The following is a 23,847-nucleotide window of genomic DNA, read 5'->3' on the forward strand; positions in this document are numbered from 1 at the left end:
CGCCGGCGGGGGGGGGGGGGGGGGGGGGGGGTGGAGGCGGCCGACGGCCTCCTCCACCGGCAGCACCTTGTCCATCTGTCTTGCCGAGGGCTGCTGCATCGCGTCCGCGCCTACTCCTTGGAGCGGATCATCTGGAGCAGGTGCTCGACGCCCAGGTCCTCGGCGACCTCGTCCTGCACGCTGCGCAGCTTGTCGGCGAAGGGCTTGGTGTCGACCTTAGTGACGGTGACGCCGGGCTGCTCGCGCAGGGACTTCAGGACCTTCTCGCTGAGCTCGATCGCGGCCTCGATCTCCTCGATGCCGGCCTCTCGGAAGGTCCGCAGGACCGCCTCGCGGTGCTCCTCGGGAATCCGCGCCAGCGCAGCGTCGCCCAACAGCAGGAGGTGCAGGTTGAACTGGTGGTGGGTGAGCGTGATGTTCGGCGCCACCTCGTAGTACTTGTTGCCGGCGATCGCGGGCAGGCTGCTCTCGCCCGCGTCGACGACGCCGGTCTGGATCGAGGTGTAGATTTCCGGCGCCGGGATGTTGGTCGGCAGCGTGCCGAGCGTGCTCCAGACCTTGAACTCGGTCGGGCTCGACATGACCCGCATCTTCAGGCCCTCGAGCGCCTCCATGCTGTCGACGACCCGCTCGCGGTTGTAGAAGTTGCGCGTGCCGGTGATGCCGATGCCGACGAGCTGGAAGCCGGCCTCCTTGTCGGCGACCACCTTCTGCATCGCCTCGAAGAAGGCGTCGTCCTCGATGACGCGGCGGACGTGATCGTAGCTGTTGAAGAGATAGCTCGCGCTGAACAACTGGACCTCGGGGATCATGCCGGCGGCATTGCCCGGCGACATGACGGTGGCGTCGACCGTTCCCTGGCCGACGGAACGGATCAGCTCCTTCTCGCTGCCCAGGGCGGCGTTGGGATAGAGGTCGACCTGGACCTCACCGTCCGTGACTTCCGGCAGCCGCCGGTCGAGGTATTCGAGGGCCGTCTGCGCCGCCACCTTCGGCGGGTCCGCGAAGATCTCCTCGCTCGCGATCCTCAGGCTGACCTCGGCGTGGGCGACGGTGGCAAGGCTGGCGAGGCCGATCAGCGGCGTCAGCAGCTTCAGTCCGTATCGAAGAGCGGTCATGTCGTTCCTCCCGTTTTCAACTCGTCAGTGGTGCAAGAGCCGGCGGCGACCTTTGGCCACCGGCGGAGCGCGAAATCCGGGATTCAGTGGGCCCGGATAACCGTCAGCAGGTCGTCGACCCCCAGCTCCTCGGCGACGTCGTCCTGCAGCGACGTGAGCTTGTCGGCGAACGGCTGGGTATCGACGTCGGTGATCGTGACGTTGGGATTGCCGCGCAGCTGCTCGAGCATCTCGCTGCTCAACCGCTTGGTCGCGTCGATCTGCCTGTTGCCGGCTTCGCGGAACAGCGCCAGCACCGTCTCGCGATGCTCGTCCGGCAGGGCGGCGATCGTCGCGTCGTTCATCAGGTAGAGGTGCGTGCTGATCTGGTGGTTGGTCAGCGTGATGTAGGGGGCGACCTCGTAGTACTTGTTGGAGACGATGAAGGGGATGCTGCTTTCCGAAGCGTCGACGACGCCGGTCTGCAGCGACATGTAGATCTCGGTCGAAGGCAGGTTGGTCGGCAGCATGCCGAGGCCCTGCCAGACGCGGAACTCGATCGGGCTCGACATCACCCGCATCTTCATGCCGGCGGCGTCCTCCGGGCTCCTCACCTCGCGCTGGCGGTTGTAGAGGTTTCGAGATCCGGTCGCGCCCATGCCGACCAGTTGGGAGCCGAGCTCATGGTCGCGCACGATCTCCTGCAGGCGTCCGAAGAAGGCGGGGTCGTTGACCACCGCCCTGTAGTGGTCGAAGTCCCGGAACAGGTAGCTGGTGCTCAGCAGCCCGATCTCGGGGACCAGGTTCGCTAGATTGGAGCCGGAGTTCGGCAGGACGTCGATGACGCCCGTCGCCAGCGACTGGTGCAGCTGGGCCTCGGCGCCGAGCGACCCGCCCCAGTAGATCTCGAGGGCCACCGCGCCGTCGGTACGCTTCTCCAGCTCCTCCGCCAGCCACTCGAAGGCGATCTGGTCGCCGACCTTCGGCGGGTCGGCGCGGTGCGCGTTGGAGGCCATCTTGAGCGTGACTTGCGCCTCGGCGGCCAGCGGCAGCGCCACGGCGGCGAGCGCAAGACTCAGGCCGAGGCCCAGGGCGAAAATGCGGTTCATCGGCGTTTCCTCTCCCATTGGTTTGGTTCTGTAAGCTTCTTCGCCAGGTGTGGGACCACGCTCAGCCCCCGGCCATGAACTGCGGAACCAGCAGGCGCGGCAGGAACAGCACGAGGTCAGGGAAGACGACGCAGAGCACGTCCACGAACAAGAACAGGCTGATCCAGGGCAGCACCGAGACGAAGGCCTTCTCCACCGAGATGCCGCCGATCTTGGCCGCGATGAACAGGCAAAGCCCGTAGGGCGGGGTTACGAGGCCGAGCGCCAGAGTCATGCAGACGATGACGCCGACATGGACCTGGTCGAGGCCGGCCGCCTCAGCCATCGGCTGCACGATCGGCAGGAAGATGATGATCGAGGCGACGCCGCTCTCGAAGGTGCCGACGACGACGAAGAGCACCATGATGAAGAGCAGCACCCAGGTCGGCGAGGGATCCATGTCGGTGACCAGTTGCTGCACGTCGGCAGGCACCTGCAGGAAGGCGAGCACCCAGGCGAAGACGCTGCCCATGGCGACGCAGAGCAGGGTCGGTCCGAGGTGGCGCGCCGCCCCGTCGAAGGCCGCGAGGATCGGCCCCACCCGCAGCGTGCCGTAGAACGCGGCGAGGAGCAGGGTGTAGACCACCGCCACCGCCGCGGCCTCGGTCGCCGTGAAGATGCCGCCGACGATGCCGCCGATGATCACGACCGTGACGCCGAACGGCAGGATGCCGCGCTGCGCCGCCCGGGCCAGCCGGCGCAGCTTGAAGGGCTCGCCGACCGGGTGACCGCCGCGCCGGGACAGGTAGTGGCAGAACACGAGCTGCGATACGCCGATCAGCGCGCCGGGCACGGCGCCGGCCAGGAACAGGGCGCCGATCGAGACGTCGCCGACGGCGCCGTAGACGACCATGAAGATGCTGGGTGGGATGATGATGCCGATGGTCGAGGAGGCGGCCGTGACGGCCACGGCGAAGTTCCGCGGGTAGCCGTCCCGGATCATCGCCGGGATCAAAACGGAGCCCATGCCCGCGACGTCTGCGACCGAGGAGCCGGACAGTCCGGCGAACAGCATAGAGACGACGATGTTGACCTTGGCCAGGGCGCCGCGCGACTTTCCGAACATGGCGCTGGCGAACTCGAGCATGCGCCCGCTGATGCCGGCGGCGTTCATCAGCAGGCCGACCAGCAGGAAGAAGGGCACGGCCAGGAGCACGAAGCTGTCCAGGGACTGGTAGGCGCGCTGCACGAAAATCGACAGCGGCAGGCCGGCGCCGACGATGACGATCAAGGCGGAGCCGCCGAGCGCCAGCGCCACCGGCACGCCCAGCAGCAGCAGCGCGGCCATCGACACGAAGATCAGGACGGTCGGGTCCACTAGATCGCCTCCTCGTCTTCGATGGACTGGCGGGCGCGCTGTTCGCGGGCGCGCCCGCTCAGCTCGTCGAGCAGCTTCTCGGCGTAGAACAGCAGCGCCAGGGCGGCCGAGACCGGCAGGGCGAGATAGGCCCAGATCATGGGGACCTGCAGGCCCGGCGAGACCTCCCTGAGGCCGCGCACCGCCATGTCGTAGCCCTTGACCGTCAGCAGGCCGAACAGCGCGAGACCGACGCCTATGGCCAGCAGCTCGAGCAGGCGACGCACCAGCCCGTCGCCGACCAGGTCGAGGGTGAGTGCCATGCGGAAATGCCCGTGGTTTCGCACCGCGCGAGCCGCGGTGAGAAACCCGAGCCAGATGAAGCAGATGATCGCGAGGTCCGAGGTCCAGACGATCGGCAGGTGCAGCCAGAAGCGGTTGAGCACCTGGAAGACGACGACCACCACCACCGCGACGTAGAAGCCCAGGGTGACGACCTTGAGGACCGCCTCGACAGCGTCCAGCAGCTTCTTCAGAACGGTCATCGAGACCCTCGCTCCGGCCCGCCGCCCTGGAAGGGCTGGGTCCGGCCGCGGTAGCCGGGATCGGCCTGGCGCACCGAGCTGACCAGGCCGTGGAAGGCGGCGGCGACCTCGGGGCGGCCGCCAAGCCGCATCGCCACCTTGGCGTAGCGCAGCGATTCCGCCGGTCGTTCGGCGACGGCCTCGGCCAGCGCCAGGGCCGCCTCGCGCGCCGGCACGCCCGGCTCCGCCAGCCGGTTGATCAGATTGAGCCCGAGCGCCGCCTCGCCGTCGAGCCGGGTGCCGAGAGCGACCAGCTCCAGCGCCTTGGCCCGCCCGACGAGCTCCGGCAGGCGCTGCATCCCGCTCGACCCGGGCAGGCTGCCGAGCACCATCTCGGGAAAGCCGAAGCGCATGTCCGCCGCCGCGACACGAAGGTCGCAGGCCAGCGCGAGCTCGGCGCCGCCGCCCAGCACGTGACCGTGCAGGGCGGCGATCGACACCAGGGGCGACAGCGCCAGCGCCTCGAGCGGCTCCCAGGTCTTCTCGATGAAGCGGCGCAGCGCAGCGCCTTCGAGTCCGCGCATCTGCTTCAGGTCGGCCCCGGCGCAGAAGGCGCGCTCGCCGCGACCGCAGAGCACCAGCACCCGGGTCTCGCCGTCCGACTCCAGCTCTCGCACCGCCGCCGTCAGGGCGGCGGCCAGCTCGCCGTCGAGGGCGTTCAGCACCTCCGGCCGGGCCAGCTCGAGAACCGCCACCGCGCCGCGCCGTTCGACCTCGAGCTTGCCGCTCATCCCGTGCCGTCCGAGCCCAGGCTGTGGGGCGCGAACACCGGCCCCTCGTCGCCGACCGTGACCAGGATCGAGCGGTCCCAGGCAGGATCGACCGTCGGGGCGTCGTCGCGATAGTGGCTACCGCGCGTCTCGCGGCGCAGAATCGCTGCGCCGACCATCATCAGGCCGACGTCGACCAGGTTCTCGGCCTCGTAGAGGCGGAAGACCTCCTTGACCGAGCCGGCCTGGTAGTGGCCGGCGCGCAGCCGATCTCCGACCTCGCGCAGCACCTGCTCGGCCTCGCTGAGCCCGGCTTCGTTGCGAACCACCAGGGCGTTCTTCGACATGGTCCGCTTGATCGTGTCGTGAGCCTCGCGGATCGGTGCCGTGCCCTTCTCGACCCGCTGGCGCAGGGCCGTCAGCTCGGCTTCGACCGTGGCCTCCTCGGGCGCACGACGCCGCTCGCCCGCAATCCGCGCCGCCTGCTCGCCGGCGCGCCGGCCGAAGACCTGGCAGTTGAGCAGCATGTTGCCGCCCAGCCGATCGGCGCCGTAGGGGCCCGCCGCAGCCTCGCCGGCGGCCAGGAGGCCGGGCACGGAGGACTGGCCGTGAGCGTCGATGATCAGGCCGCCATTGATGGCGTGGCCGAACAGGCCGACGTGCAGGGGCTCCTTCTCGATGTCCATGTTCTTGCGCAGCAGCCATTCGCGCGAGACCTTCCAGAGATGCTGGAAGCCGGCGGCGCTGAGCCGGCTCGAGTCGATTTCGCGCAGGTCGAGCCGGAAGCCCTCCTCGTCGGTCGCCACGCCCTCCTCGATGCCGCGCTTGGCGGCGACCTCGATCCACTGCGAATGGTCGGAGGCGCTGAAGGGATAGTGCTTCGACTTGTCGGTCATCGCCTGCTCGGCGCTCACGCCCTGCGGCAGGTGTGGGCCGATGATGTCCTGTCCGTTGCGGTCGAGCAGCTTCGGCATCACCGCCCAGTACCAGGACATGACGATGTTGAGCGCCGGCTTGATGGTGCCGAAGCCGGCCTGCATGAACTCCATGTTCGCCATGCGCGCGCCGGCGCGGTAGCCGAGCGCATAGCCGTCGCCGGTGATGTCAGGCGGCATCAGGCTGTAGCGGAACAGCTGCCCGGCGCCACCGGTGGTGACGACCGTGGCGCCGGCCTCGACGACCGTCAGCCGCCCGTCCTGGCCGAGCACCAGCGCGCCGCCGACGCCGTCCTCGCCAACCAGCAGTGCCAGCACCATGGCGCGCTCGAGAAAATCGACGCCGATCTCCTCGCATTGCCGCTTGAGCGCGTCCGACACCGGCTTGCCGTGATGGTAGATCTTGCGGTTGCGCGGACGGGAAGCGAAGTCGCCCTGGGCGATCAGCGCCTTGCCGGTCTTCGGGTCCTGGATGAACTCGACGTTCCAGCGGTCCATGTCCTCCCCGGCGCGGATCGCCTCGTCGACCAGGATGCGGACCAGCGCCGGGTCGGCGCAGCCCTGGGCCGCGGTGATGATGTCGTCGTAGTGGACGTCGGGCGAATCCTCGGGATCGCCGGCGCCGTCGGGGATCGCGAAACCGGCCGAGGAGGCGAGCCCGACCGCCGTCGCTCCGGACACGCCGATGCGCCCCTTGTTGACCAGCAACGTCTTGGCCCCGGCCGCCTTGGCCTCGTAGGCCGCGCGCAGACCGGCGCCGCCGGCACCGATCACCAGGACGTCCGTCTTCAGTCGTTCGGCGACGTCGAAGTTCATGCCACGCCTCCCGGTGCCAGATTGATGCCGAGGCCCTGCTTGACGACGCGACTGGCGATCATCAGGCGCTGGATGTCGGAGGTGCCGTCGAGGATCCGGTAGGCCCGCACGTCGCGGTACAGCCGCTCGACCGGGAAACCCTGGGCGACACCCATGGCGCCGTGCAGCTGCACGCAGTTGTCCGCCGCCCGGAAGGCCGCCTCGCTGCAGAACAGCTTGGCGTAGGCACACTCCTGGGCCGGATCGATGCCTTCGTCGAACAGCATCGCCGCCTGGTAGACGTGCAGGCGGGCGCTGTAGAGGTCGGCCGCCATGTTGGCGATCTTCTCCTTGACCAGCTGGAACTCGGCGAGCTTCTGCCCGAACTGTTCGCGGGTCCCGGCGTGCTCGATGCTGAGCTCGGCGGCGCGCGAGATCGCGCCCACGGCGCGCGCCGCGGCCCACAGGCGGGCGCGGCCGAGGATGAACTTCAGGCTGCCGAAGCCGTCGCCGACCTCGCCCAGGATCTCGTGGTCCTCGGCGATGCAGTCGTCGAAGTTCACCTCCGCGCTGCCCGAGCCACGGCCGCCCATCTGCCGATCGGGCTTGCCGACGTTGATGCCCTTGCGCTTGTCGAGCAGGAAAACGGTGATGCCGCCCTTGCCGCGCTTCTCGGGGTCGGTGACGGCGGACACCAGGAACACGCCGGCGGTGGCGGCACGGCTGATCCACAGCTTGGTGCCGTTGATCACCCACTTGCCGTCCTTGCGCACGGCCCGGGTCTTGATGCCGGCGGCATCGGAGCCGGCGCCGGCCTCGCTGAGGCAGAAGGCGGCGAAGCGGGTGCCGGAGGCGAGGTCCGGGAGATAGCGCTGCTTCTGCTCGTCCGTGCCGGCGAAGCGGATCGCCGCCGCGGGGGCGCTCGGCGCAACGTAGAAGGTGACGCCGCCGGGGCCGTGGCTCATCGCCTCCAGCGCGACCGAGGAGGCCAGCTCGCTCTCGCCGATGCCGCCGTATTCCTCCGGGATCGACAGACCGAACAAGCCGAGCTCCCGGGCCTTGTCGAGGATCGCCTCGGGGACCTGGTTGGTCGCGTCGATCTCGTTGGCGCGCGGCTCGACCTCGTCGGCGACAAAGCGGCGCACGGTTTCGCGCAACTGGACGATCTCTTCAGGAAGCCGGATCGGCATGCATCCTCCCTCGTGACGGGCTTTTCGCCGCTTGCCGCTGCAGCCGACTCGCTCGGCAGCGGTGAATCGCCAAAAAAACCGACCGCGTTACGCAACCGATTGCGTGCAGGATGCCCCAGGGAAACGGCAGCTGTCAATTCCGCGCTTCGCACAAAGCGTAGTTTCTGTCGCGCAGCCCGCAGGAACGCGCTACACAGCCTGAATTGCCGTTGTCGATGTCGGCCTGCGCACAGCGGACTTGAGAACGCAATCGCGTGCGCTCCCTTGCCGTCGACGATTGCTGCCGTGAGGAGGTGATCCTATGGGCAATGACGCCCGCCCCCTGAAGAAGCCCCGGAGCAAGTCGCGCAAGTCCGGGGGCCCGGCCACCCTCGACGACAGCGCCCTGCGGCCGACGGCCAGTACGATCTCGGCGCTCGCGGGAGTCGCCCCCTCGACGGTGTCCCGCGCGCTGAAGAACGACCCGAGCATCTCGGTCGCGACGCGCGAGCGAATCGTCGCCCTCGCCGACCGCCTCGGCTATCGCCCGAACGCCATCGCGCGCAGCCTGATCACGCGGCGCAGCAACGTCGTCGCCTTCATCATGGGCGAGCTGACCAACCCCTTCTATTCGGAGCAGCTCGACCTTCTGCTCGAGCTGCTCGGCGAGCGCGAGATCCAGCTCATGCTGTTCCACGTGCCGACCGGCCGGGACGTCGCCGAAGTCGTGCCGATGCTGCTGCAGTACCAGCTCGACGCCTGCCTGATCGCCTCCGTCGCGCTGTCCTCGAAAGCGAGCGACATCCTTGCCCAGCACCGGTTGCCGACGGTGATGATCAACAGGGTGCCGGCGCACCGCCACGGCTGCGCCGCGCTCTGCGACAACGAGGGCGGCGGCGCCGAGGTCGCGCGCCTTCTGGCGGCGCGCGGCGTGCGGCGGCCGGCCTTCGTCGCCGGCCATGCCGACGCCTCGACCAGCCGCGACCGGGAACGCGGCTTCCTCGAGGGGCTGCGCGCCTGCGGCCTGTCGCTGGGGCTGCGCCTGGACGGCGACTACACGATCGAGGGCGGCTTCCGCGCCGGCCTGGCGATCGCCGAGGCGGACCCGCGGCCCGACGGCGTGTTCTGCGCCAACGACATCATGGCCTTCGGCGTGCTCGACGCGCTGCGCCGGAAGCGCGTCGCGGTGCCGCGGCAGGTCCAGGTCGTCGGCTTCGACGACATTCGCGCCGCCTCCTGGCGGCCCTACGACCTGACCACCGTGGCGCAGCCGATGGGCGTGCTGCTGGAGCGGGCGGTCGACCTGATCACCGCGCGCATCCGGGAGCCGGCCCTGCTGCCGGAAACGGTCTACGTCGCCGGCTCGATCAAGGAGCGCGGCACGACACGCCCCGGCTGAATCCGGCCCCGGGCCGCCCTCGCGACGCCTCCGCGTGGCGAATCGCGCAACCGATTGCGCATACCTGTTGACCGGCTGGCCTGCCTCCGCGAATAATGTGCCGAATCACGAGCTCGCGCGAACGAGCCGTTCCTCACGGGGAGGAGACTGGGCAATGATCATCGACTGGGCCGCGATGGGCCTTCTTGTGGGTTTGATCGTGGTCACCGTTATCGGTGTACTGGACCGGTTTCTATTGAACCTCGGCCTGACCTGGACAGAAGAGCTCGCCCGGTTTCTGCTCGTCTGGACGTCCTTTATTGCAGCGGTGGTCGCGGCGCGACATCGGCAGCATTTCAAGGTCGAGCTTCTGTCCCGACGGTTCGGTCGTTACGGGACGCAAGCGATTGCACTGCTCTGCCTTCTGGCCAGTGTCACCGTCTGCTTTTACGGCGTCCGCCTGACGCTCTTCTTCGACAGCCAGACGTCGCCGGCACTCGGCGTGCCGATGAGCGCGGTCTACGCCAGCGTGCCGGTCTCCTTCGCCCTGATCTCCTTCTACCTGCTGCGCGATCTGGTCCGGCCGCGGGACGACGCCGCCCGCCACTCGGAGACGCTGCCGTGACGCTGCTGTTCGGGGGATTCTTTCTGCTGCTGCTGCTCGGCGTTCCAATCGCCTTCAGCATGATCGGAGTCGGTCTCGTCTACCTGAGCTTCGAGCCGCGGATCAGCATGATGGTCGCGCCCCAGCAGCTCGTCGACAGCCTCGATTCCTTCCCCCTGCTCGCCGTCCCCTTCTTCGTCCTCGCCGGCTTCCTGATGAACGCGGCCGGTGTCACCGGCCGGCTCGTCGCGATGGCACGCAGCCTGATCGGCCACATTCGCGGCGGCCTGGCCCACGCGATGATCATGGCCGGCATGCTGATGGCCGGCGTTTCCGGCTCGGGCACCGCCGACGCGGCGGCGCTCGGCAGCGTCATGATCCCGGCGATGAAGGAGGACCGCTACGACGCCGGCTTCGCCGTGGCGCTTTCGGCCGCCGCCGGGGCGATCGGGCCGATCATTCCGCCGAGCATCATGCTGATCATCTACGGCCACCTCGGCAATGTCTCGGTCGGGCAGCTGTTCCTGGCCGGCGCCATACCGGGCGTGCTGTTCGGTCTGTTCCTGATGGCCGTCGCCTACTTCACCGCCCGCGCCAAGGGCTACGGCAGCGACACCGCGCGCGCGCCGCTGCGCGTCATGGTGCGCGCCCTGCGCCTGGGGCTGCTCGACCTGACGCTGCCGGTGCTGGTCATCGGCGGCATCGTCGCCGGCGCCTTCACACCCACCGAGGCGGGCGCCGTGGCGGTCGTCTACGTGCTGCTGATCGGGCTGCTGGTCTACCGGACCCTCAACCGCCGGACGATCGTTTTCGCGCTGCGCGAATCGATCATGGTGCTCGGCACGGTGATGCTGACCATCGCCGCCGCCGGCATCCTGCAGTTCGCGCTGGCGCTGATGCAGGCGGGCGCGCTGGTCACCGAGTTCTTCGCTGTGCTGGGTGGCGGCGCCCTGCTGTTCCTGCTCCTGACGAACGTCCTGCTGATCCTGCTCGGCTGCGTGCTCGAGGTGACGGCGGTGCTGGTGCTGCTGACCCCGATCCTGGTCCCGGCGCTCGCCCAGTTCGGCATCGACCCGGTCCAGTTCGGCGTGATCATGACGCTCAACCTGGCGATCGGGCTGCTGACCCCTCCGGTCGGCCTCGGCATGTTCGTGACCTGCGCCATCGGCAACGTCAGCGTCGAGCGCTACGTGCGCGCCGCCTGGCCGATGCTGCTGGCCCTGCTCGGCCTGCTGGTCCTGGTCAACCTGGTGCCCGGCCTGACGCTGTGGCTGCCCGGCCTGGCCTTCGAGTAGGCGGGGGAGGAACGCCATGGCCAGCGAAGCGCTGCTCCATCAGATCGGCCTCAACGTCGACGCGCTGATCTCCTGCGACCTGCTGTCCTACGGCGTGATCGGGCCTCTGTTCGAGCGGACACGCGAGCGCCAGGGCGGCGGACCGCTGTCGCTTCAGGGAGCCAGGCTGCTCGCCGAGCGCCTGAACGACGGCGGCAGCGCGCTGATCGCGACCGGCCTGATCCTGCCCGGCCACCATCCCTACGGCGAGACCGACGGGCCGCTCGGTGCCGCGGTGCTGGCGCGCGCGCTGGCCTTCGGCCTGGAGCGGCCGGTCGCGGTCGCCTGCGAGGCCGAGCTGGCGGGCCTGCTGGCGGCGCTGCTGCGCCGCGCCGGCCTCCAGGTCGTCGCGCCCGAGGCACTGGCAGCCGGCGCCGGCCACCGGCCCGCGGCGGCGGTCCTGGCGATTCCGACGGGCGAGGCCGAGGCCGCGGCCTGGGCCGAGCACACCCTGGAAGGACTCGACGTTCGGGCCGTGGTGTCGATCGAGCGCAACGGCGCCAACGCCGAGGGCCGCTACTGCATGGTCAACGGCACCGACCTCAGCGACGGCATCGGCAAGGCCGTGCCGCTGATGACGGCCTGCAGACGGCGCGGCATCGCCTCGATCGGCATCGGCGACCGCGGCAACGAGCTCGGCTTCGGGCCGGTCACCGACATCGTCGCGGCGATCCTGCCGCGCGGCGCGCTCGCCGCGGACACCACGCCCAGCAGCTTGGTGCTGCCGGCGACCGTCTCGAACTGGGGCGCCTACGGCCTCGTCGCCTGCCTCGCCGCGCTGCTCGAGCAGCCCGAGCTGCTGCACAGCGCCGAGCTGGAGCTTGCGCTCGCCGAGACCGCGGTCGCGGCCGGCGGCGTCGATGGGATGTCGGGGCGCGCCGAGCCAGGTGCCGACGGCATCGGCGCGGCCGTGCATGCCGCCCTCGCGACCCTGCTGCAGGAGGCCTATCGCGCCCGCTCGGCGCGCAACCCCTCGCCCTTCTCCACCCCGCTTATCGAAGGGCGCGAAGGTGCCGCGACAGGCACCACATAACCAGACGGGAGGATTGACGATGAACAGGACCTCGAAGATGCGAAGCGGCTGTTCCCGCCGTGAGCTGCTGTGGGCCAGCGCGCTCGGCACCGCCGCCCTGCTCGGCGCCGCCCTGCCCGGGCGGCCCCTCGCGGCCGACCTGGTCGAGATGCGGATTGCAGCCGTGGTGGCGGACACCTCGAGTGTCTACGTCGGCACCGACCTGATGAAGCAGGAGCTCGAAGGCGCCTACCCGGACCGCTTCGAGCTGACCGTCCACAAGGGCACGCTCGGCAAGGGCGAGCGGCAGCTCTACGAGGCCCTGCAGCTGGGCACGCTCGACGGCGTGCTGGCGACGACCGGACCGCTCAGCGCCTTCGTGCCCGAGGCCGACCTCTTCAACCTGCCGTTCCTCTTCAAGAGCCCCGAGCACGCCTTCCGCGTGGTCGACGGCGAGGTCGGCGAATGGTTCAACGAGAAGATGCTGGAGAAGGGCTTCCGCGTCCTCGGCTGGTGGACCATCGGCACGCGCAACACCTCCAACTCGGTGCGCGCCATCGAGAAGCCGTCCGACTACGAGGGCCTGAAGATCCGCACCATGGAGTCGCCGCCCTTCATCGCGCTCTACAAGGCTCTCGGCGCGACGCCGGTGCCGATGTCGATCAACGAGGTCTACACGGCACTGCAGCAGGGCACGATCGACGGCATCGACGGCAGCCTGCCGGCGCAGCTCGAGTTCAAGCACATCGAAGTGCTCGACTACGCCGCCGTGACGGACCACGTCGTGCTGCTGTTCCCCTTCACGGTGTCGGAGGCCTGGTGGCAGAGCCTGCCCGAGGACCTGCGCGGCGCCATCGCCGCCGCCGAGAAGTCGGCGCGCGTCGAGCAGCGCGCGGCCGACCAAGCCTACAGCGAGAAGATCGAGGCCGAGTGGAAGGCGCAAGGCAAGACCGTAACCCACCCGGAGATCGGCCCCTTCCAGGAGATCGCCAAGCAGATCTACCCGCAGTTCTACGACCAGGTCGGCGGCAAGGAGATCTTCGACAAGATCGAGGCGATCGGCGAAGGCCTCTGATCCGGGGGGCGGCCAGGTGAGCTTCGGGGGGGGGGGGGGGGGGGCACCGGCGGCGGGCTGTCGTTCGTCGTCGAGGAAGATGCGCGAGGGAAGGATCGATATGCGAGACGTGGCGCGGCCGGCGGACCGGCTGAGCGAAGCGGAGGTCCGGGCCAAGTGCCTGGAGCTGCGCAACTGGGGACGCTGGGGCGAGGAGGACGAGGTCGGCACGCTCAACCATGTCACGCCCGAGGACATCGTGCGCGCGGCCGGGCTGGTGCGCCGCGGCCGCAGCTTCTCGCTGGCCCTGCCCTTCGACGGGCGGGGGCCCCAGTTCGGTCGCAAGGGCCGCTTCAACCCGATTCACTACATGATCCAGTCCGGCGTCGACGCCTACGCCGGACTGCAGGACAAGGACGGCCTGCGCTACGCCGACGACGCGGTGATCATGCCCCTGCAGGGCGGCACCCAGTGGGACGCCTTGAGCCACGTCTTCTACGACGACCAGATGTACAACGGCTACGACATCCGGCAGGTCGATTCGAACGGCGCGGCGCGCTGCGGCATCCAGGAGATTCGCGACCGCGTCTGCGGGCGCGGCGTGCTTCTCGACGTCGCGCGCTGGCACGACGTCGCGACCTTGCCCGACGGCTACGGCATCACCGCCGAGGAGCTCGAGCTGACCGCCGCCGAGCAGGGCGTCGAGGTCGGCCGCGCCGACTTCCTGCTGGTCCGCACCGGCCAGCTCCAGGCGCGCCTGGACGGCGGCGACTGGGGCTTCTACGCCGGCGGGCCGGCGCCGGGCCTGGCCTTCGACACCCTCGACTGGATCCACGAGCGAGAGCTCGCCGCGGTCGCGACCGACACCTTCGGCGTCGAGGTCCGGCCCGAGGCGACCGAGCGCCTCCGCAGGCCCTGGCATTGGGTCGCGATCCCCAACATGGGCCTGACCGTCGGCGAGATCTTCGCCCTCGACGCGCTCGCCGCCGATTGCGCCGCTGACGGTTGCTGGGAGTTCCTGTTCGTTGCCCAGCCGCTGCCCTTCACCGGCGCGGTCGGCTCGCCGGTCAATCCGATCGCCCTGAAGTAGCGGGTCGGGCGGCCTGGGCCGGGCGCCCCGGCCGCAGGCGCTCCCCCGTCAGAAGCCGACCAGCTGTTCCGGCAGCCAGGTCGCCAGGCCGGGGATCAGGGCGACGGCCAGCAGCACGACCAGCTGGCAGATCACGAAGGGCACGACGCCGCGGTACATGTCGGCGTAGGTGATCTCCGGCGGCGATATGGCTCTGAGATAGAAGATCGCGGGGGCCATCGGCGGCGTCAGGTAGGACGTCTGGATCACCACGATCATCATGATGCCGAACCACAGCGGGTCGACGCCGGCCATGCGCAGCAGCGGCACGAAGATCGGCACGCAGATCAGCACGACCGAGACCCACTCGAGCACGCACCCCAGCAGGAAGACGATCACCAGCAGCAGCACGATGAGGCCGGCCGGCGAGGGATCGATGGCGCCGACCAGCGATTCGACCATGCGGGCGCCGCCGTTGGCGCGGAAGATGCTCGTGAACATCGTGCCGCCGACGACGATCAGCATTATCATGGCGTTGATGCTGATGGTCTGCTTCAGCGCCTCGATCAGGATTTTGAAGGTGAAGGTGCGGTAGGCGATCGCCAGGACGACGGTGCCGACGGCGCCGAGGCCGGCGGCCTCGGTCGGCGAGGCGATGCCCGCCAGGATCGAGCCGACCACGGCGAGCACCAGCAGCAGCGCCGGCAGCAGCGCCTCGGCGGTCATCACCAGCAGCTTGCGCATCGGCGGTCGGCCGCCCTCCTCGTCGGCGCTGATCGGCGGCCCCGCCGAGGGCTGGATCAGGCAGCGAATCAGGATGTAGCCGAGAAACAGCAGGACCATCAGCAGGCCGGGCAGGATGATTCCGGCCATCGCCTTGCCGATCGAGATCTGGGCGGCGTTGGCGTAGATGACCGCGACGATCGAGGGCGGGATGATCGTGCCGAGCGATCCGCCGGCGCAGATCGTGCCGGTGATCAGGCCCTTGTCGTAGTTCATCTTCATCATCGCCGGGATCGCCATCAGGCCGACCAGGGCTTCGACGGCGCCGACGATCCCGGTGCCGGCGGCGAAGATCGCGCACATCGCGATGGTCGCCAGCCCGAGGCCGCCCGGCAGACCGCCGAGCCATAGCCGCATCGTGCGGTACAGCCGCTCGGCGATGCCGGAGCGCTCCAGCATCGCGCCCATGAAGATGAACAGGGGAATCGCCGCCAGGATGTAGGTCGAGGCGACGCTGTCGAGGAAGCGGAAGGCCTGGACGCCGATCATGTCGCCGAAGAAGGCATAGCCGAACACCATCGCGATCACGATCAGGCTGAAGGCGACGGGGATGCCGAGGAACACCAGCAGGAAGAGGGCCGGGAACATCAGCGCTGGAAGCCAGTGGTCTAGCATCGGTCAGGGACGTCCTCGGTCGGCGGCGAGGCGGCGCCGCGGGGCGCAAGGGGATCGCGGTCTTCCGTCAGGCTGCGCAGCGCGGTCGCCAGGGTCTGCAGCAGCAGCGCCGTCAGGCCGACGGCGATCGCCAGGTAGCCCGGCCACAGCGGCGGCTCCCAGGCGGACAGCAGCCGCTCGCCGCTGGCCAGGGCGGCCAGCGCCTGCTCGACCGCGACCGACGCCATCAAGCCCAGGCAGGGCAGCAGGAACAGCAGGAGGAAGCCGGCCACGAGGCCGCGCTGCAGCCTGGCCGGCAGGCGCGCCGCGAAGACGTCGATGCGGACATGGCCGCCGACCCGCAGGGTGTAGGCGAGCCCGAGCATGAACAGCGCACCGTTGAGCAGGGTCGCCAGGTCGTAGGCCCAGATCGTCGGCTCCGACAGCAGGTAGCGGGCCACCACCTCGACGGCGTTGACCGCGACCAGGGCCGCGAGCAGCAGCAGGGAGATCCGGAGGAGCAGGGTCGACAGGGCGTCGACCGCCGCCAGCGGCTTCGCCAGCATCCCCGCCCGCGCTCCTCCGGGTCGCCCGTCGGTCACTTCGCCTGGACGTCGATCGCGCGGAATTCGGCGTTCTCGAGCCAGTTGTCGTAGAAGGCATAGTAGGAATCGGCGGTGCGCTGCATCCAGTCGCTACCCTTCTCGCTCTGCTCCTTCGCGACCTCGAAGGCCAGCGCACGACCGGATTCGCGGAACTTGGCGATCAGCTCGTCGTCGAGGCGCAGGATCTCGTTCCGGCCCTTCTTGAGCTCGGCCCAGGCCTCCATGTCGCGGGCGTCGAAGGCCAGCAGCGTGTCCATGGTGGCGAGCTGCGCGGCCGCTTCGACCTTGGTCTGCAGATCCTCGGGCAGCGCGTCCCAGGTCTCCTGCTTGACCGCGAACTCCATGAAGAAGGCGTTGGTCTGCGGCCCCGGGTAGATGACGTACTTCGCGGTCTCGTGCAGGCCCGAGATCATGTTCTCGGCCGGTCCCGACCACTCGGCGGCGTCGATCGCCTTGCGCTCCATCATGGCGTAGACCTCGGAGCCCGGCACCACGGTGGGCGTCGCCTCGAAGTAGCGCTCGAGCAGGGTGGCGAAGGCGCCGAGGGTGCGGAACTTGATGCCCTTCAGATCTTCGGCGGTCTGGATCGGCACGTGGCTGTGGCCGAGCAGCTCGCTGCCGCCGAGGCCGGAAGGGATCGAGTGGAGGCCCATCTCGGCGCGGAACTCGGCGAGCAGCTCCTTGCCGCCGCCCTGGTACATCCAGTGATAGAGCGCGTCGGGGCCCATGCCGCCGGGCCAGACCGAGAACATCGCGTTCGCCGGATCGCGTCCATAGAGCAGGATCGGCGGCGCCTGCACGGCGTCCGCGGTGCCGTCCATCACGGCCTCGTGGGCCTTGAGCGAGGGGGCGATGACGCCTTCCGGGTAGGGCGTGATCTCGAGCCGGCCGTCGGTCAGCTCGCTGACCCGCTTCACCAGCGGCAGCGCGAAGAGCTGGTAGAGCGCCGAGGTCTCCGGGACCCAGGTGTTCATCTTCCACTTGATGGTTTCCTGGGCGGCGGCGCCCGAGGCGCCGAAGCCGAGCAGGACAAGGGCGGCCAGCGGCGCCTTTACGCGGTTCGTCAACATGATGTCATCTCCAGTGAAGGGTTGTCGGGCTTGGCGTGTCGGGTCGGCGGCAGGCGCCCGATTCGATGCCGAGCAGGAGCCGCAGCGTCTCCGCCAGGCTCTGCAGCCAAAGCGCCGCCAGGCCGATGGCCAGGGGCAGGAAAAAGGGCCACTTGTAGGGTCGCCAGGCGCTGCTGAGGACGCGGTCGGCGGTCGCATAGGCGTGCCAGGTCGCCTCGATCGCGACCTGCGTCAGCAGGCCGACGGCTGGCAGGAAAAGCAGGATATAGAAGGCCGCGCCGACGCCGCGCTGCAGGCCCTTGGGCAGGCGGCTCGAGAGCACGTCGATGCGCACGTGCTCGTTCGCCAGGAGCGCGTGGGAGACGCCGAGGGCGAGCAGCGCGCCGTTCAGCAGGTAGATGACGTCGAAGCCCCAGACGGTAGGCGCCGAGAAGGCGTAGCGGGAGACCACCTCGTAGGTGGTCACCCCGATCAGCGCGACGAGCAGCAGCACCGCGACGCGCAGCAGCGCCTTCGAGATGCCGTCGCAGAAGCCGATGACCCTGGCGATCATGGGGCAGGTTTCCCGGGGATCGTGAAGGCCGCGGGTGCCGGCCGGGATCCGTACCCGCCGCGCCGTGCGGCAGGTCAGCCCCGGCACGGCCCCGGGATCAGTCCGCGCTCTTGACGTCGATGGCCCGGAATTCGGCGTTCTCGAGCCAGTTGTCATAGAAGGCGTAGTAGGAGTCGGCGATCCGGCCCATCCAGGGGTTGCCCGCGGCCTCCTGCTCCTCGGCCTTGGCATAGGCCCAGGTGCGTCCCGCCTCGCGGATGTCCTGGATCAGGGAGTCGTCGATCCGGACGATCTCGTTGCGGCCCTTCTTGAGCTCGGCCCAGGCCTCCATGTCGCGGGCGTCGAAGGCCAGCAGCGTGTCCATGGTGGCGAGCTGCGCGGCCGCCTCGATCTTGGTCTGCAGGTCCTCGGGCAGCGCATCCCAGGTCTCCTGCTTGACCGCGAACTCCATGAAGAAGGCGTTGGTCTGCGAGCCCGGGTACATGATGTACTTGGCGGTTTCCTGCAGCCCCGCGACCCGGTTCTCGGACGGTCCGGACCACTCCGTGGCATCGATCGCCTTGCGCTCCATCATGGCGTAGACCTCGGAGCCCGGCACGACCGTCGTCGCTGCGTCGAAGTGCTCGCTCAGAATCTCGGCGAAGGCCCCGGCGGTGCGGAACTTGACGCCCTTCAGGTCTTCGGCCGTGCGGATCGGCTTGTGGGCATGCGCGAGGAGCTCGCTGCCGCCGAGGCCGGCCGGGATCGAGTGCAGGCCCAGGGTCTCCCGCCGGAACTCGGCGAGCAGCTCCTTGCCGCCGCCCTGGTACATCCAGTGCATCAGCGCGTCCGGCCCCATGCCGCCGGGGATCGTGCCGACCAGCGCGTTCGCGGGGTCGCGGTTGACGAGGTGGATCGGCGGCGCCTGGACCGCGTCGGCGGTGCCGTCGAGCACCGCGTCGTGAGCCTCGAAGGACGGCGCGATGATACCGGCCGGATAAGGCTCGATCACGACCCGGCCGTCCGTCAGCTCCTCGACCCGCTTGACCAGCGGCAGGGCGAACAGCTGATAGAAGTTCGAGGTCTCGGGAACGATGGTGGTCATCCGCCAGCGGATCGTGTCCTCCGCCTGGGCGCCGGCCGTCAGGGCGCCGCACAGCAGCAGCCCTCCGGCAAGTCCGAACAGGGTGTCTCGCATGGATCGCTCTCCCGTTGCGGCCGTCTGACGCGGCCTTGATTCGCGGATCCGGGAACGCAAACGATTGCGCCTGCATTCCCGAAGACCCCGCAGGCTTCACTGTTCTCCATGCTAAGGGGCCCTGCAATAGGCCGTCAATGCCTAACGCAATCGATTGCGTTCTAACACCTGCCCGCGGTGCCGCCCGGTCCTCGGCGCTGGTCGCGGCGCCGCGGCAGGACCGCCCAGATCAGGGCCAGGACCTGCAGCGCCAGCAGCCCGAACAGGGCGGCCTGGTAGGCTGCCCGGGGATAGCCCGCGCCCGCCGCCGGAGTCGGCGCCCAGCCCTCGATCAGCGCGCCGACGCCGTACTGCAGCAGGAAGGCGCCGAAGAAGATCATGAAGCTGAGCCCGGTCAGGCCGCGGCCGGCAAGCCAGGGTGGGAAGTGCCGGGCCAGCACCGCGAAGCCGAGCGAGCCGAACTGGCCGAACAGGCCGACCAGGATCCATAGCGGCAGGGCCAGCTCCACCGCCTCGAGGGCCAGCCCGAGCTGGGCGGCCTGGTTGACCAGCAGGCCGCCGGCGATGACCGCCAGGGTCGGCACGCCGATCCGGCCGAGCAGGTCGGCGAGCAGCCCCATGACGGCGAAGCCGAGGGTCAGGGCGGCCCCCAGCGCCAGCAGATGGACTGCGACGGCCGGGCGATCCAGAGCGGCGACATCGCTCAGCCAGGGTCCCGCCCACAGCCCCTGAAGCGCGAGGTTGGCGGCACAGCTGATCGCGCAGACCGGGGCGATGCGCCAGAAGAAGCGGCTGCCGTAGACCGCGCCGAGCGCGGCGCCCATGGTCGGGGCCCCCGCCCCCGGCGCGCTGCGGCCACCGCGCGGCACGGCGATCCACACCCAGAGCGCAGAGCCGAGCACCGCGAGCGCCAGGGCGCCGTAGACGCCGCGCCAGTCGGTCATCGTCAGCGCCCATTCGACCGGCGTCGTCGCGGCCAGCGCGCCGGCGCTGCCCGCCGCCATGAAGACGCCGTTGGCGAAGGCCAGGCGCGACGGCGGATACCAGAGCGTGATCGCCTTCAGCGAGGCGAGCACGGCGCCGCAGACGCCCAGGCCGATCAGGCCGCGACCGATCGCCAGGGTGACGATGTCGTCGCCCAGCGCGAAGACGGCCGCGCCGAGCGCCGCCAACGGCAGCAGCGCGGCCTGCGCCGCGCGCGGACCGAAGCGATCGAGCAGGATGCCGAGCGGGATCTGGAAGCCGGCGAAGGTGACGAAGTAGGCGGCGGTGACAAAGCCGAGGGCGGCCGGCCCGAGGCCGAGGGCGGCGCTGAGGTCGGGCGCGATCACCGCGTTGACCGAGCGGAACAGGTTCGACAGGAAGGCGCCCGCCGAGAACGGCAGGAAGACCGTGATCCAGAACGCCAGCTCGCCGCGCGGCCCCGATGCGGGTCCCGACCCCGGCGCCGATCCCGGTTGGGGGGTCCGCCCGCTCACGCTCCCGCCCGGCCTAGAGCCGGTACACGCGCTGCGCGGTGTCGTGAAAGAGCTTGCGTCGATCGGCCAGCGGCAGGTCGCCGACGATCGACTTGAAGGCCTCGTAGTGCCGGTCGAAGCTGCCCTTGAGCTTGTCGACCGGGAAGTTGCTGGCGAACATCGTCCGGTCGGCGCCGAAAATCTCGATCGTGTCGCGCACGAAGGGCCGGATCGACTCCTCGGTCCAATGGTGGTCGACCATGCCGAGGCCGGAGATCTTGACCGCCACATGCCGGTGGCTGGCCAGCGCCGTCATGCCGTCGCGCCAGCGCTGGACGCCGGCGGCGTCGCGGTCGACCGGCATGCCGGTGTGGTTGACGATCATCGGCACCTCAGGGAAGCGGGCCGCGACGGCGGCGGCTTCCGGCATCTGGTGCGGATAGAGCTGGCAGTCGAAGGACAAGCCGTACTTGCCGAGCAGCTCGTAGCCGCGCAGCCACTTGGGATCGCTCATGTAGTCTGGCCGCGCCGACCAGCGATAATGAGGCGTCTCGTGCCAATTCAGCAGCATGCGGACGCCGCGCATGAGCGGGAACTGGCAGTGCCCCTTCAGCAGCGTCTCGACGTCGTCGGCGTCGAGGTCGGCGTGCGCGACGACGGCGTGCGGGAAGCCCTGGGGATGGGCGTCGGAGACCTCCTGCACGTAGCGGGTCTCGGCGACCGGGTCGCTCGGGTCCCAGCCGCATTGCAGGTAGACAGACTTGACGATCCTCTGGTTTGCCGCATCGGCGAGGTAGTCGCCGATCAGGTAGTCGTGGCGCAGCGGCGTCGAATCGCCGTAGACGCGGCGCGGCGGATTGGGGTCGATCAGCCAGGGGTGGTAGTTGCGCTGAAGGTCCCAGATGTGATGGTGCGGATCGATCTTGTCGATGCCGTCGTCAACCACCGCCTGCGTCGTCTCGGACATATTTCTCTCCCTTGCGGCCACGGCGCGGCTCGATGCCGGCTCGCTCCTGCTCATTGCCCAGCCTCGAGCGGCCGGACCTCAGAACCCGACCTGGTCGCCGCCCTTGAGCTGCAGCAGCGCCCGCGCCTCGGCCGGCGTCGCAACCTCGAGCGACAGGCTGTCGAGCAGCGTGCGCACCTTGGCGACCTGTTCGGCGTTGGACTCCGCCAGGCGGCCCGGGCCGCCCCACAGCGAGTCCTCCAGGCCGACGCGGACGTTGCCGCCGCGCGCCGCCGCCATTGCCGCAACCGTCATCTGGTTGCGCCCGGCACCGAGGACGGACCAGACATAGCCCTCCTCTCCGAACAGCCGGTCGGCCGTGCGCTTCATGTGCATGACGTCCTCGGGATGGCCGCCGATGCCGCCGAGGATGCCGAAGACCGTCTGCACGAAGATCGGCGGCTGGATCAGGCCGGCGTCGAGGAAGTAGGCGAGATTGTACAGGTGCGCCGTGTCGTAGCATTCGCACTCGAAGCGCGTGCCGTTATCGGCGCAGGAACGCAGGATGTACTCGATGTCCTGGTAGGTGTTCTTGAACACCAGGTCGCGGCTGTTCTCCAGATGCTGGCGCTCCCAGTCGTGCTTCAGGTCCTTGAAGCGATCGAGCATGGGGAACAGTCCGAAGTTCATCGACCCCATGTTGAGAGAGGCGATCTCCGGCTTGCACTGCAGGGCCGGCTGCAGGCGCTCCTCGACGCTCATGCTCGGGCTGCCGCCGGTGGTGATGTTCACCACCGCGTCGCAGGATTGCTTGATGCGTGGCAGAAAGCGCCGGAAGAGTTCGGGGTCCTGAGAGGGGCGGCCGTCCTTCGGGTCGCGTGCATGCAGGTGCAGCACGGCGGCCCCGGCCTCGGCCGCGGCGATGCCGGCCTCGGCGATCTCGTCCGGCGTCACCGGCAGATGAGGGGACATTGAGGGCGTGTGGATCGAGCCCGTTACCGCACAGGTGATGATGATTTTGCGTTTTGCCGCCATGGGTCCGTCTAGCCTTCCAGCCGTTGAGTTGCCGATTGCCCCGAGCGTCCCGAAGGCACCGCGGACGCAGGGCGTCTGCCCGCGTAGTCGGTTCCGGCGCCCGTCCAGGCGGCCGCCGTCACTCTCGTGTCTGGCCCGGAGGTGAAGCGGCCGGCCATAGCGCCTCGCAGAGTTGCGCAATCGATTGCGTAACTCCTTTATCACGCCTGCCTCGACGGATGCAATTGGACGGCAGCGTTCAGGAGGGGAGGACGAGCATCCCAGGAATCGGGCAACGTCACCCGCGAGACTGGCCTGGCACGCCAGGCGACGCTGCCCTTCAGGCCATCGCCACCACGACCCGGCGCGGGCCGGCGAAGGGCTTGCGGCCGTGCATGGCCAGGACGTTGTCGACGACCATGACGTCGCCGGCCTGCCAGGGGAACAGCACCTCGCAGCTGCGCGTCACGGCCTGCACCGTCTCCAGCTCGGCCGGATCGATCTCGCCGCCGTCGCCGAAGACGACATGGTTGCCCAGGGTCGCCTCGCCGGCGGTCGCGGGGTCGCAGCGCGGATCGTCCCTGGCGCCGAAGGAGACCTTCACGCCGCCCAAGGCGCGGTGCCACTGGTCGGCCTGGTTGTGCCAGCAGCGCTCGCCGGTCACGGCATGCCTCAGCACTGCCGCGTGGCGCGCGCGGGTGCGCAGGCCGAAGTCGGTCCATTCGTAGCCCATGCCGGCGCCTTCGAGGTAGCGCTCCACCGCGCGCCGGTCACGGCTCTCGAAGGTCTCCTGCCAGCTCTTGCCGATGCCGGGCGCGCCCTCGGCGTCCCAGAGGTGCTGGAGATAGACGATGCCGCGGCTCTCGAAGCGCTCGCGCAGCGCCGCCGGCAGGGCGTCGTAGATCCGGCGGCCGTCGGCGAGGTGGGTCTCGCCGCCGGAGCGCGCCGGCTCGAGGCAGCCGAAGAAGACACGGCTGGGCGACCAGCCGGCGTAGGACAGCTCGTTGTGCAGCAGCACCTCCAGCCCGGCCGGATACTCGGTCGAGGTGTAGACCTGCTCGGCAAGGCTGGTGCGCGGCGAATCGCCCCCGGCGTAGTTGCGCAGGTCCGGGCGGATCGCCTGGCAGACCGCCCGGAAGGCGGCGGGGCTGTCGATCGCGAAGCCGCGGATCACCAGCGCGCCGACCCGGCTCACCAGCGCCTCGATCGCCGCGGCGTGGGCCGCCGCCCAGCGCGCCGCCGCCTCGGCCGTGTGCTCGGCGCCGGCCTCGGGGGCCGCGAGCATCGGCATCGGCTGGTCTTCGATCAGGGGCTGAACGTGCATCGTCGTGTCTCGTGGCCTTGCCGATCACAGGGGCGCCGATCCTAGGGTGTCGCCGGAGGGCGGGGCAAGGCGGCGAGGCCCGCGCGCCTGGCTCCCGCAAGGTTCGAGCCTCCCGCGGGACGGGGGTGATAAGCGCAA

At 69.6% G+C, this 23,847-nt stretch carries 22 protein-coding genes; 6 read left to right on the plus strand and 16 right to left on the minus strand.

From position 1 onward, the window contains the following. Positions 1 to 110: 110 nt before the first annotated feature. From WD341_RS15045 to WD341_RS15075, 7 genes are all read right to left on the minus strand, one after another. Positions 111 to 1,118: a TRAP transporter substrate-binding protein gene (locus WD341_RS15045; protein WP_368426295.1), complete on the minus strand. Its 1,008-nt coding sequence runs from the start codon at positions 1,116 to 1,118 to the stop codon at positions 111 to 113. 83 nt (positions 1,119 to 1,201) lie between these two features. Continuing rightward, positions 1,202 to 2,206, minus strand: coding sequence for a TRAP transporter substrate-binding protein (locus WD341_RS15050; protein WP_368426296.1), 1,005 nt, complete (start codon positions 2,204 to 2,206; stop codon positions 1,202 to 1,204). A gap of 61 nt (positions 2,207 to 2,267) precedes the next feature. After that, complete coding sequence (locus tag WD341_RS15055) at positions 2,268 to 3,563, minus strand: TRAP transporter large permease (RefSeq protein ID WP_368426297.1); 1,296 nt, start codon at positions 3,561 to 3,563, stop codon at positions 2,268 to 2,270. Next, positions 3,563 to 4,087 (minus strand): TRAP transporter small permease, encoded by a 525-nt coding sequence (locus WD341_RS15060; RefSeq protein ID WP_368426298.1) that lies wholly within the window; start codon positions 4,085 to 4,087, stop codon positions 3,563 to 3,565. Before WD341_RS15060 ends, WD341_RS15055 begins: the two co-directional genes overlap by 1 nt. After that, positions 4,084 to 4,857 (minus strand): enoyl-CoA hydratase/isomerase family protein, encoded by a 774-nt coding sequence (locus WD341_RS15065; protein ID WP_368426299.1) that lies wholly within the window; start codon positions 4,855 to 4,857, stop codon positions 4,084 to 4,086. Before WD341_RS15065 ends, WD341_RS15060 begins: the two co-directional genes overlap by 4 nt. Then, complete coding sequence (locus WD341_RS15070) at positions 4,854 to 6,587, minus strand: FAD-binding protein (RefSeq protein WP_368426300.1); 1,734 nt, start codon at positions 6,585 to 6,587, stop codon at positions 4,854 to 4,856. Before WD341_RS15070 ends, WD341_RS15065 begins: the two co-directional genes overlap by 4 nt. Beyond that, positions 6,584 to 7,756: an acyl-CoA dehydrogenase family protein gene (locus WD341_RS15075; RefSeq protein ID WP_368426301.1), complete on the minus strand. Its 1,173-nt coding sequence runs from the start codon at positions 7,754 to 7,756 to the stop codon at positions 6,584 to 6,586. The genes WD341_RS15070 and WD341_RS15075 overlap by 4 nt, the downstream gene beginning before the upstream one ends. A 301-nt stretch (positions 7,757 to 8,057) precedes the next feature. Between WD341_RS15075 and WD341_RS15080 the strand changes: the two genes are divergently transcribed. The 6 genes from WD341_RS15080 (at position 8,058) to WD341_RS15105 (ending at position 14,207) form a co-directional block, all read left to right on the plus strand. Then, on the plus strand, positions 8,058 to 9,134 hold the full coding sequence (locus tag WD341_RS15080) for a LacI family DNA-binding transcriptional regulator (protein WP_368426302.1): 1,077 nt from the start codon (positions 8,058 to 8,060) through the stop codon (positions 9,132 to 9,134). 154 nt (positions 9,135 to 9,288) lie between these two features. Next, complete coding sequence (locus WD341_RS15085; protein WP_368426303.1) at positions 9,289 to 9,738, plus strand: TRAP transporter small permease; 450 nt, start codon at positions 9,289 to 9,291, stop codon at positions 9,736 to 9,738. Continuing rightward, the gene (locus WD341_RS15090) at positions 9,735 to 11,012 is read left to right on the plus strand and encodes a TRAP transporter large permease (protein WP_368426304.1); all 1,278 of its coding nucleotides are present in this window, start codon (positions 9,735 to 9,737) and stop codon (positions 11,010 to 11,012) included. The genes WD341_RS15085 and WD341_RS15090 overlap by 4 nt, the downstream gene beginning before the upstream one ends. Positions 11,013 to 11,028: 16 nt before the next feature. After that, complete coding sequence (locus WD341_RS15095) at positions 11,029 to 12,084, plus strand: glutamate cyclase domain-containing protein (protein WP_368426305.1); 1,056 nt, start codon at positions 11,029 to 11,031, stop codon at positions 12,082 to 12,084. Positions 12,085 to 12,103: 19 nt separating this feature from the next. Beyond that, positions 12,104 to 13,138, plus strand: a complete 1,035-nt coding sequence (locus WD341_RS15100; RefSeq protein WP_368426306.1) for a TRAP transporter substrate-binding protein — start codon at positions 12,104 to 12,106, stop codon at positions 13,136 to 13,138. A gap of 100 nt (positions 13,139 to 13,238) precedes the next feature. Next, positions 13,239 to 14,207, plus strand: coding sequence for a cyclase family protein (locus tag WD341_RS15105; RefSeq protein WP_368426307.1), 969 nt, complete (start codon positions 13,239 to 13,241; stop codon positions 14,205 to 14,207). A 48-nt stretch (positions 14,208 to 14,255) separates the two neighbouring features. Here the strand turns inward: WD341_RS15105 and WD341_RS15110 are convergent, their stop codons facing one another. The 9 genes from WD341_RS15110 to WD341_RS15150 all read right to left on the minus strand — a co-directional run bounded on the left by WD341_RS15110 (position 14,256) and on the right by WD341_RS15150 (position 23,709). Beyond that, a complete protein-coding gene (locus WD341_RS15110; RefSeq protein WP_368426308.1) occupies positions 14,256 to 15,584 on the minus strand; it encodes a TRAP transporter large permease subunit in 1,329 nt (442 codons plus the stop codon). Continuing rightward, a complete protein-coding gene (locus tag WD341_RS15115; protein ID WP_368426309.1) occupies positions 15,578 to 16,129 on the minus strand; it encodes a TRAP transporter small permease subunit in 552 nt (183 codons plus the stop codon). The genes WD341_RS15110 and WD341_RS15115 overlap by 7 nt, the downstream gene beginning before the upstream one ends. A gap of 32 nt (positions 16,130 to 16,161) precedes the next feature. Next, positions 16,162 to 17,238, minus strand: coding sequence for a TRAP transporter substrate-binding protein DctP (gene dctP / locus WD341_RS15120; protein WP_368426310.1), 1,077 nt, complete (start codon positions 17,236 to 17,238; stop codon positions 16,162 to 16,164). A 4-nt stretch (positions 17,239 to 17,242) separates the two neighbouring features. After that, complete coding sequence (locus tag WD341_RS15125; protein ID WP_368426311.1) at positions 17,243 to 17,791, minus strand: TRAP transporter small permease subunit; 549 nt, start codon at positions 17,789 to 17,791, stop codon at positions 17,243 to 17,245. A 97-nt stretch (positions 17,792 to 17,888) separates the two neighbouring features. Then, positions 17,889 to 18,968 carry a C4-dicarboxylate ABC transporter substrate-binding protein gene (locus WD341_RS15130; protein WP_368426312.1) on the minus strand — a complete coding sequence of 360 codons (1,080 nt, stop codon included), beginning with the start codon at positions 18,966 to 18,968 and terminating at the stop codon, positions 17,889 to 17,891. Positions 18,969 to 19,129: 161 nt separating this feature from the next. Further along, positions 19,130 to 20,446, minus strand: coding sequence for a nitrate/nitrite transporter (locus WD341_RS15135; RefSeq protein ID WP_368426313.1), 1,317 nt, complete (start codon positions 20,444 to 20,446; stop codon positions 19,130 to 19,132). Positions 20,447 to 20,459: 13 nt separating this feature from the next. Next, entirely contained in the window at positions 20,460 to 21,392 is a 933-nt protein-coding gene (locus WD341_RS15140) for an amidohydrolase (RefSeq protein ID WP_368426314.1), read from the minus strand. Between the two features lie 78 nt (positions 21,393 to 21,470). Beyond that, positions 21,471 to 22,406, minus strand: a complete 936-nt coding sequence (locus WD341_RS15145) for a 3-keto-5-aminohexanoate cleavage protein (RefSeq protein WP_368426315.1) — start codon at positions 22,404 to 22,406, stop codon at positions 21,471 to 21,473. Positions 22,407 to 22,725: 319 nt separating this feature from the next. Then, positions 22,726 to 23,709, minus strand: coding sequence for a TauD/TfdA family dioxygenase (locus WD341_RS15150; protein WP_368426316.1), 984 nt, complete (start codon positions 23,707 to 23,709; stop codon positions 22,726 to 22,728). Positions 23,710 to 23,847 lie beyond the last annotated feature (138 nt).

It is taken from the genome of Tistlia sp. (assembly GCF_040905785.1).
In the GTDB taxonomy this organism is placed as follows: domain Bacteria; phylum Pseudomonadota; class Alphaproteobacteria; order Kiloniellales; family DSM-21159; genus Tistlia.

What these genes read in the sequence shown, in the direction of transcription:
- WD341_RS15045 (WP_368426295.1), bottom strand. Translation starts at nt 1,118, where the DNA reads ATGACCGCTCTTCGATACGGACTGAAGCTGCTGACGCCGCTGATCGGC.
- WD341_RS15050 (WP_368426296.1), bottom strand. Translation starts at nt 2,206, where the DNA reads ATGAACCGCATTTTCGCCCTGGGCCTCGGCCTGAGTCTTGCGCTCGCC.
- WD341_RS15060 (WP_368426298.1), bottom strand. Translation starts at nt 4,087, where the DNA reads ATGACCGTTCTGAAGAAGCTGCTGGACGCTGTCGAGGCGGTCCTCAAG.
- WD341_RS15065 (WP_368426299.1), bottom strand. Translation starts at nt 4,857, where the DNA reads ATGAGCGGCAAGCTCGAGGTCGAACGGCGCGGCGCGGTGGCGGTTCTC.
- WD341_RS15070 (WP_368426300.1), bottom strand. Translation starts at nt 6,587, where the DNA reads ATGAACTTCGACGTCGCCGAACGACTGAAGACGGACGTCCTGGTGATC.
- WD341_RS15075 (WP_368426301.1), bottom strand. Translation starts at nt 7,756, where the DNA reads ATGCCGATCCGGCTTCCTGAAGAGATCGTCCAGTTGCGCGAAACCGTG.
- WD341_RS15080 (WP_368426302.1), top strand. Translation starts at nt 8,058, where the DNA reads ATGGGCAATGACGCCCGCCCCCTGAAGAAGCCCCGGAGCAAGTCGCGC.
- WD341_RS15085 (WP_368426303.1), top strand. Translation starts at nt 9,289, where the DNA reads ATGATCATCGACTGGGCCGCGATGGGCCTTCTTGTGGGTTTGATCGTG.
- WD341_RS15095 (WP_368426305.1), top strand. Translation starts at nt 11,029, where the DNA reads ATGGCCAGCGAAGCGCTGCTCCATCAGATCGGCCTCAACGTCGACGCG.
- WD341_RS15100 (WP_368426306.1), top strand. Translation starts at nt 12,104, where the DNA reads ATGAACAGGACCTCGAAGATGCGAAGCGGCTGTTCCCGCCGTGAGCTG.
- WD341_RS15105 (WP_368426307.1), top strand. Translation starts at nt 13,239, where the DNA reads ATGCGAGACGTGGCGCGGCCGGCGGACCGGCTGAGCGAAGCGGAGGTC.
- WD341_RS15110 (WP_368426308.1), bottom strand. Translation starts at nt 15,584, where the DNA reads ATGCTAGACCACTGGCTTCCAGCGCTGATGTTCCCGGCCCTCTTCCTG.
- WD341_RS15115 (WP_368426309.1), bottom strand. Translation starts at nt 16,129, where the DNA reads ATGCTGGCGAAGCCGCTGGCGGCGGTCGACGCCCTGTCGACCCTGCTC.
- dctP (WP_368426310.1), bottom strand. Translation starts at nt 17,238, where the DNA reads ATGTTGACGAACCGCGTAAAGGCGCCGCTGGCCGCCCTTGTCCTGCTC.
- WD341_RS15125 (WP_368426311.1), bottom strand. Translation starts at nt 17,791, where the DNA reads ATGATCGCCAGGGTCATCGGCTTCTGCGACGGCATCTCGAAGGCGCTG.
- WD341_RS15130 (WP_368426312.1), bottom strand. Translation starts at nt 18,968, where the DNA reads ATGCGAGACACCCTGTTCGGACTTGCCGGAGGGCTGCTGCTGTGCGGC.
- WD341_RS15140 (WP_368426314.1), bottom strand. Translation starts at nt 21,392, where the DNA reads ATGTCCGAGACGACGCAGGCGGTGGTTGACGACGGCATCGACAAGATC.
- WD341_RS15145 (WP_368426315.1), bottom strand. Translation starts at nt 22,406, where the DNA reads ATGGCGGCAAAACGCAAAATCATCATCACCTGTGCGGTAACGGGCTCG.
- WD341_RS15150 (WP_368426316.1), bottom strand. Translation starts at nt 23,709, where the DNA reads ATGCACGTTCAGCCCCTGATCGAAGACCAGCCGATGCCGATGCTCGCG.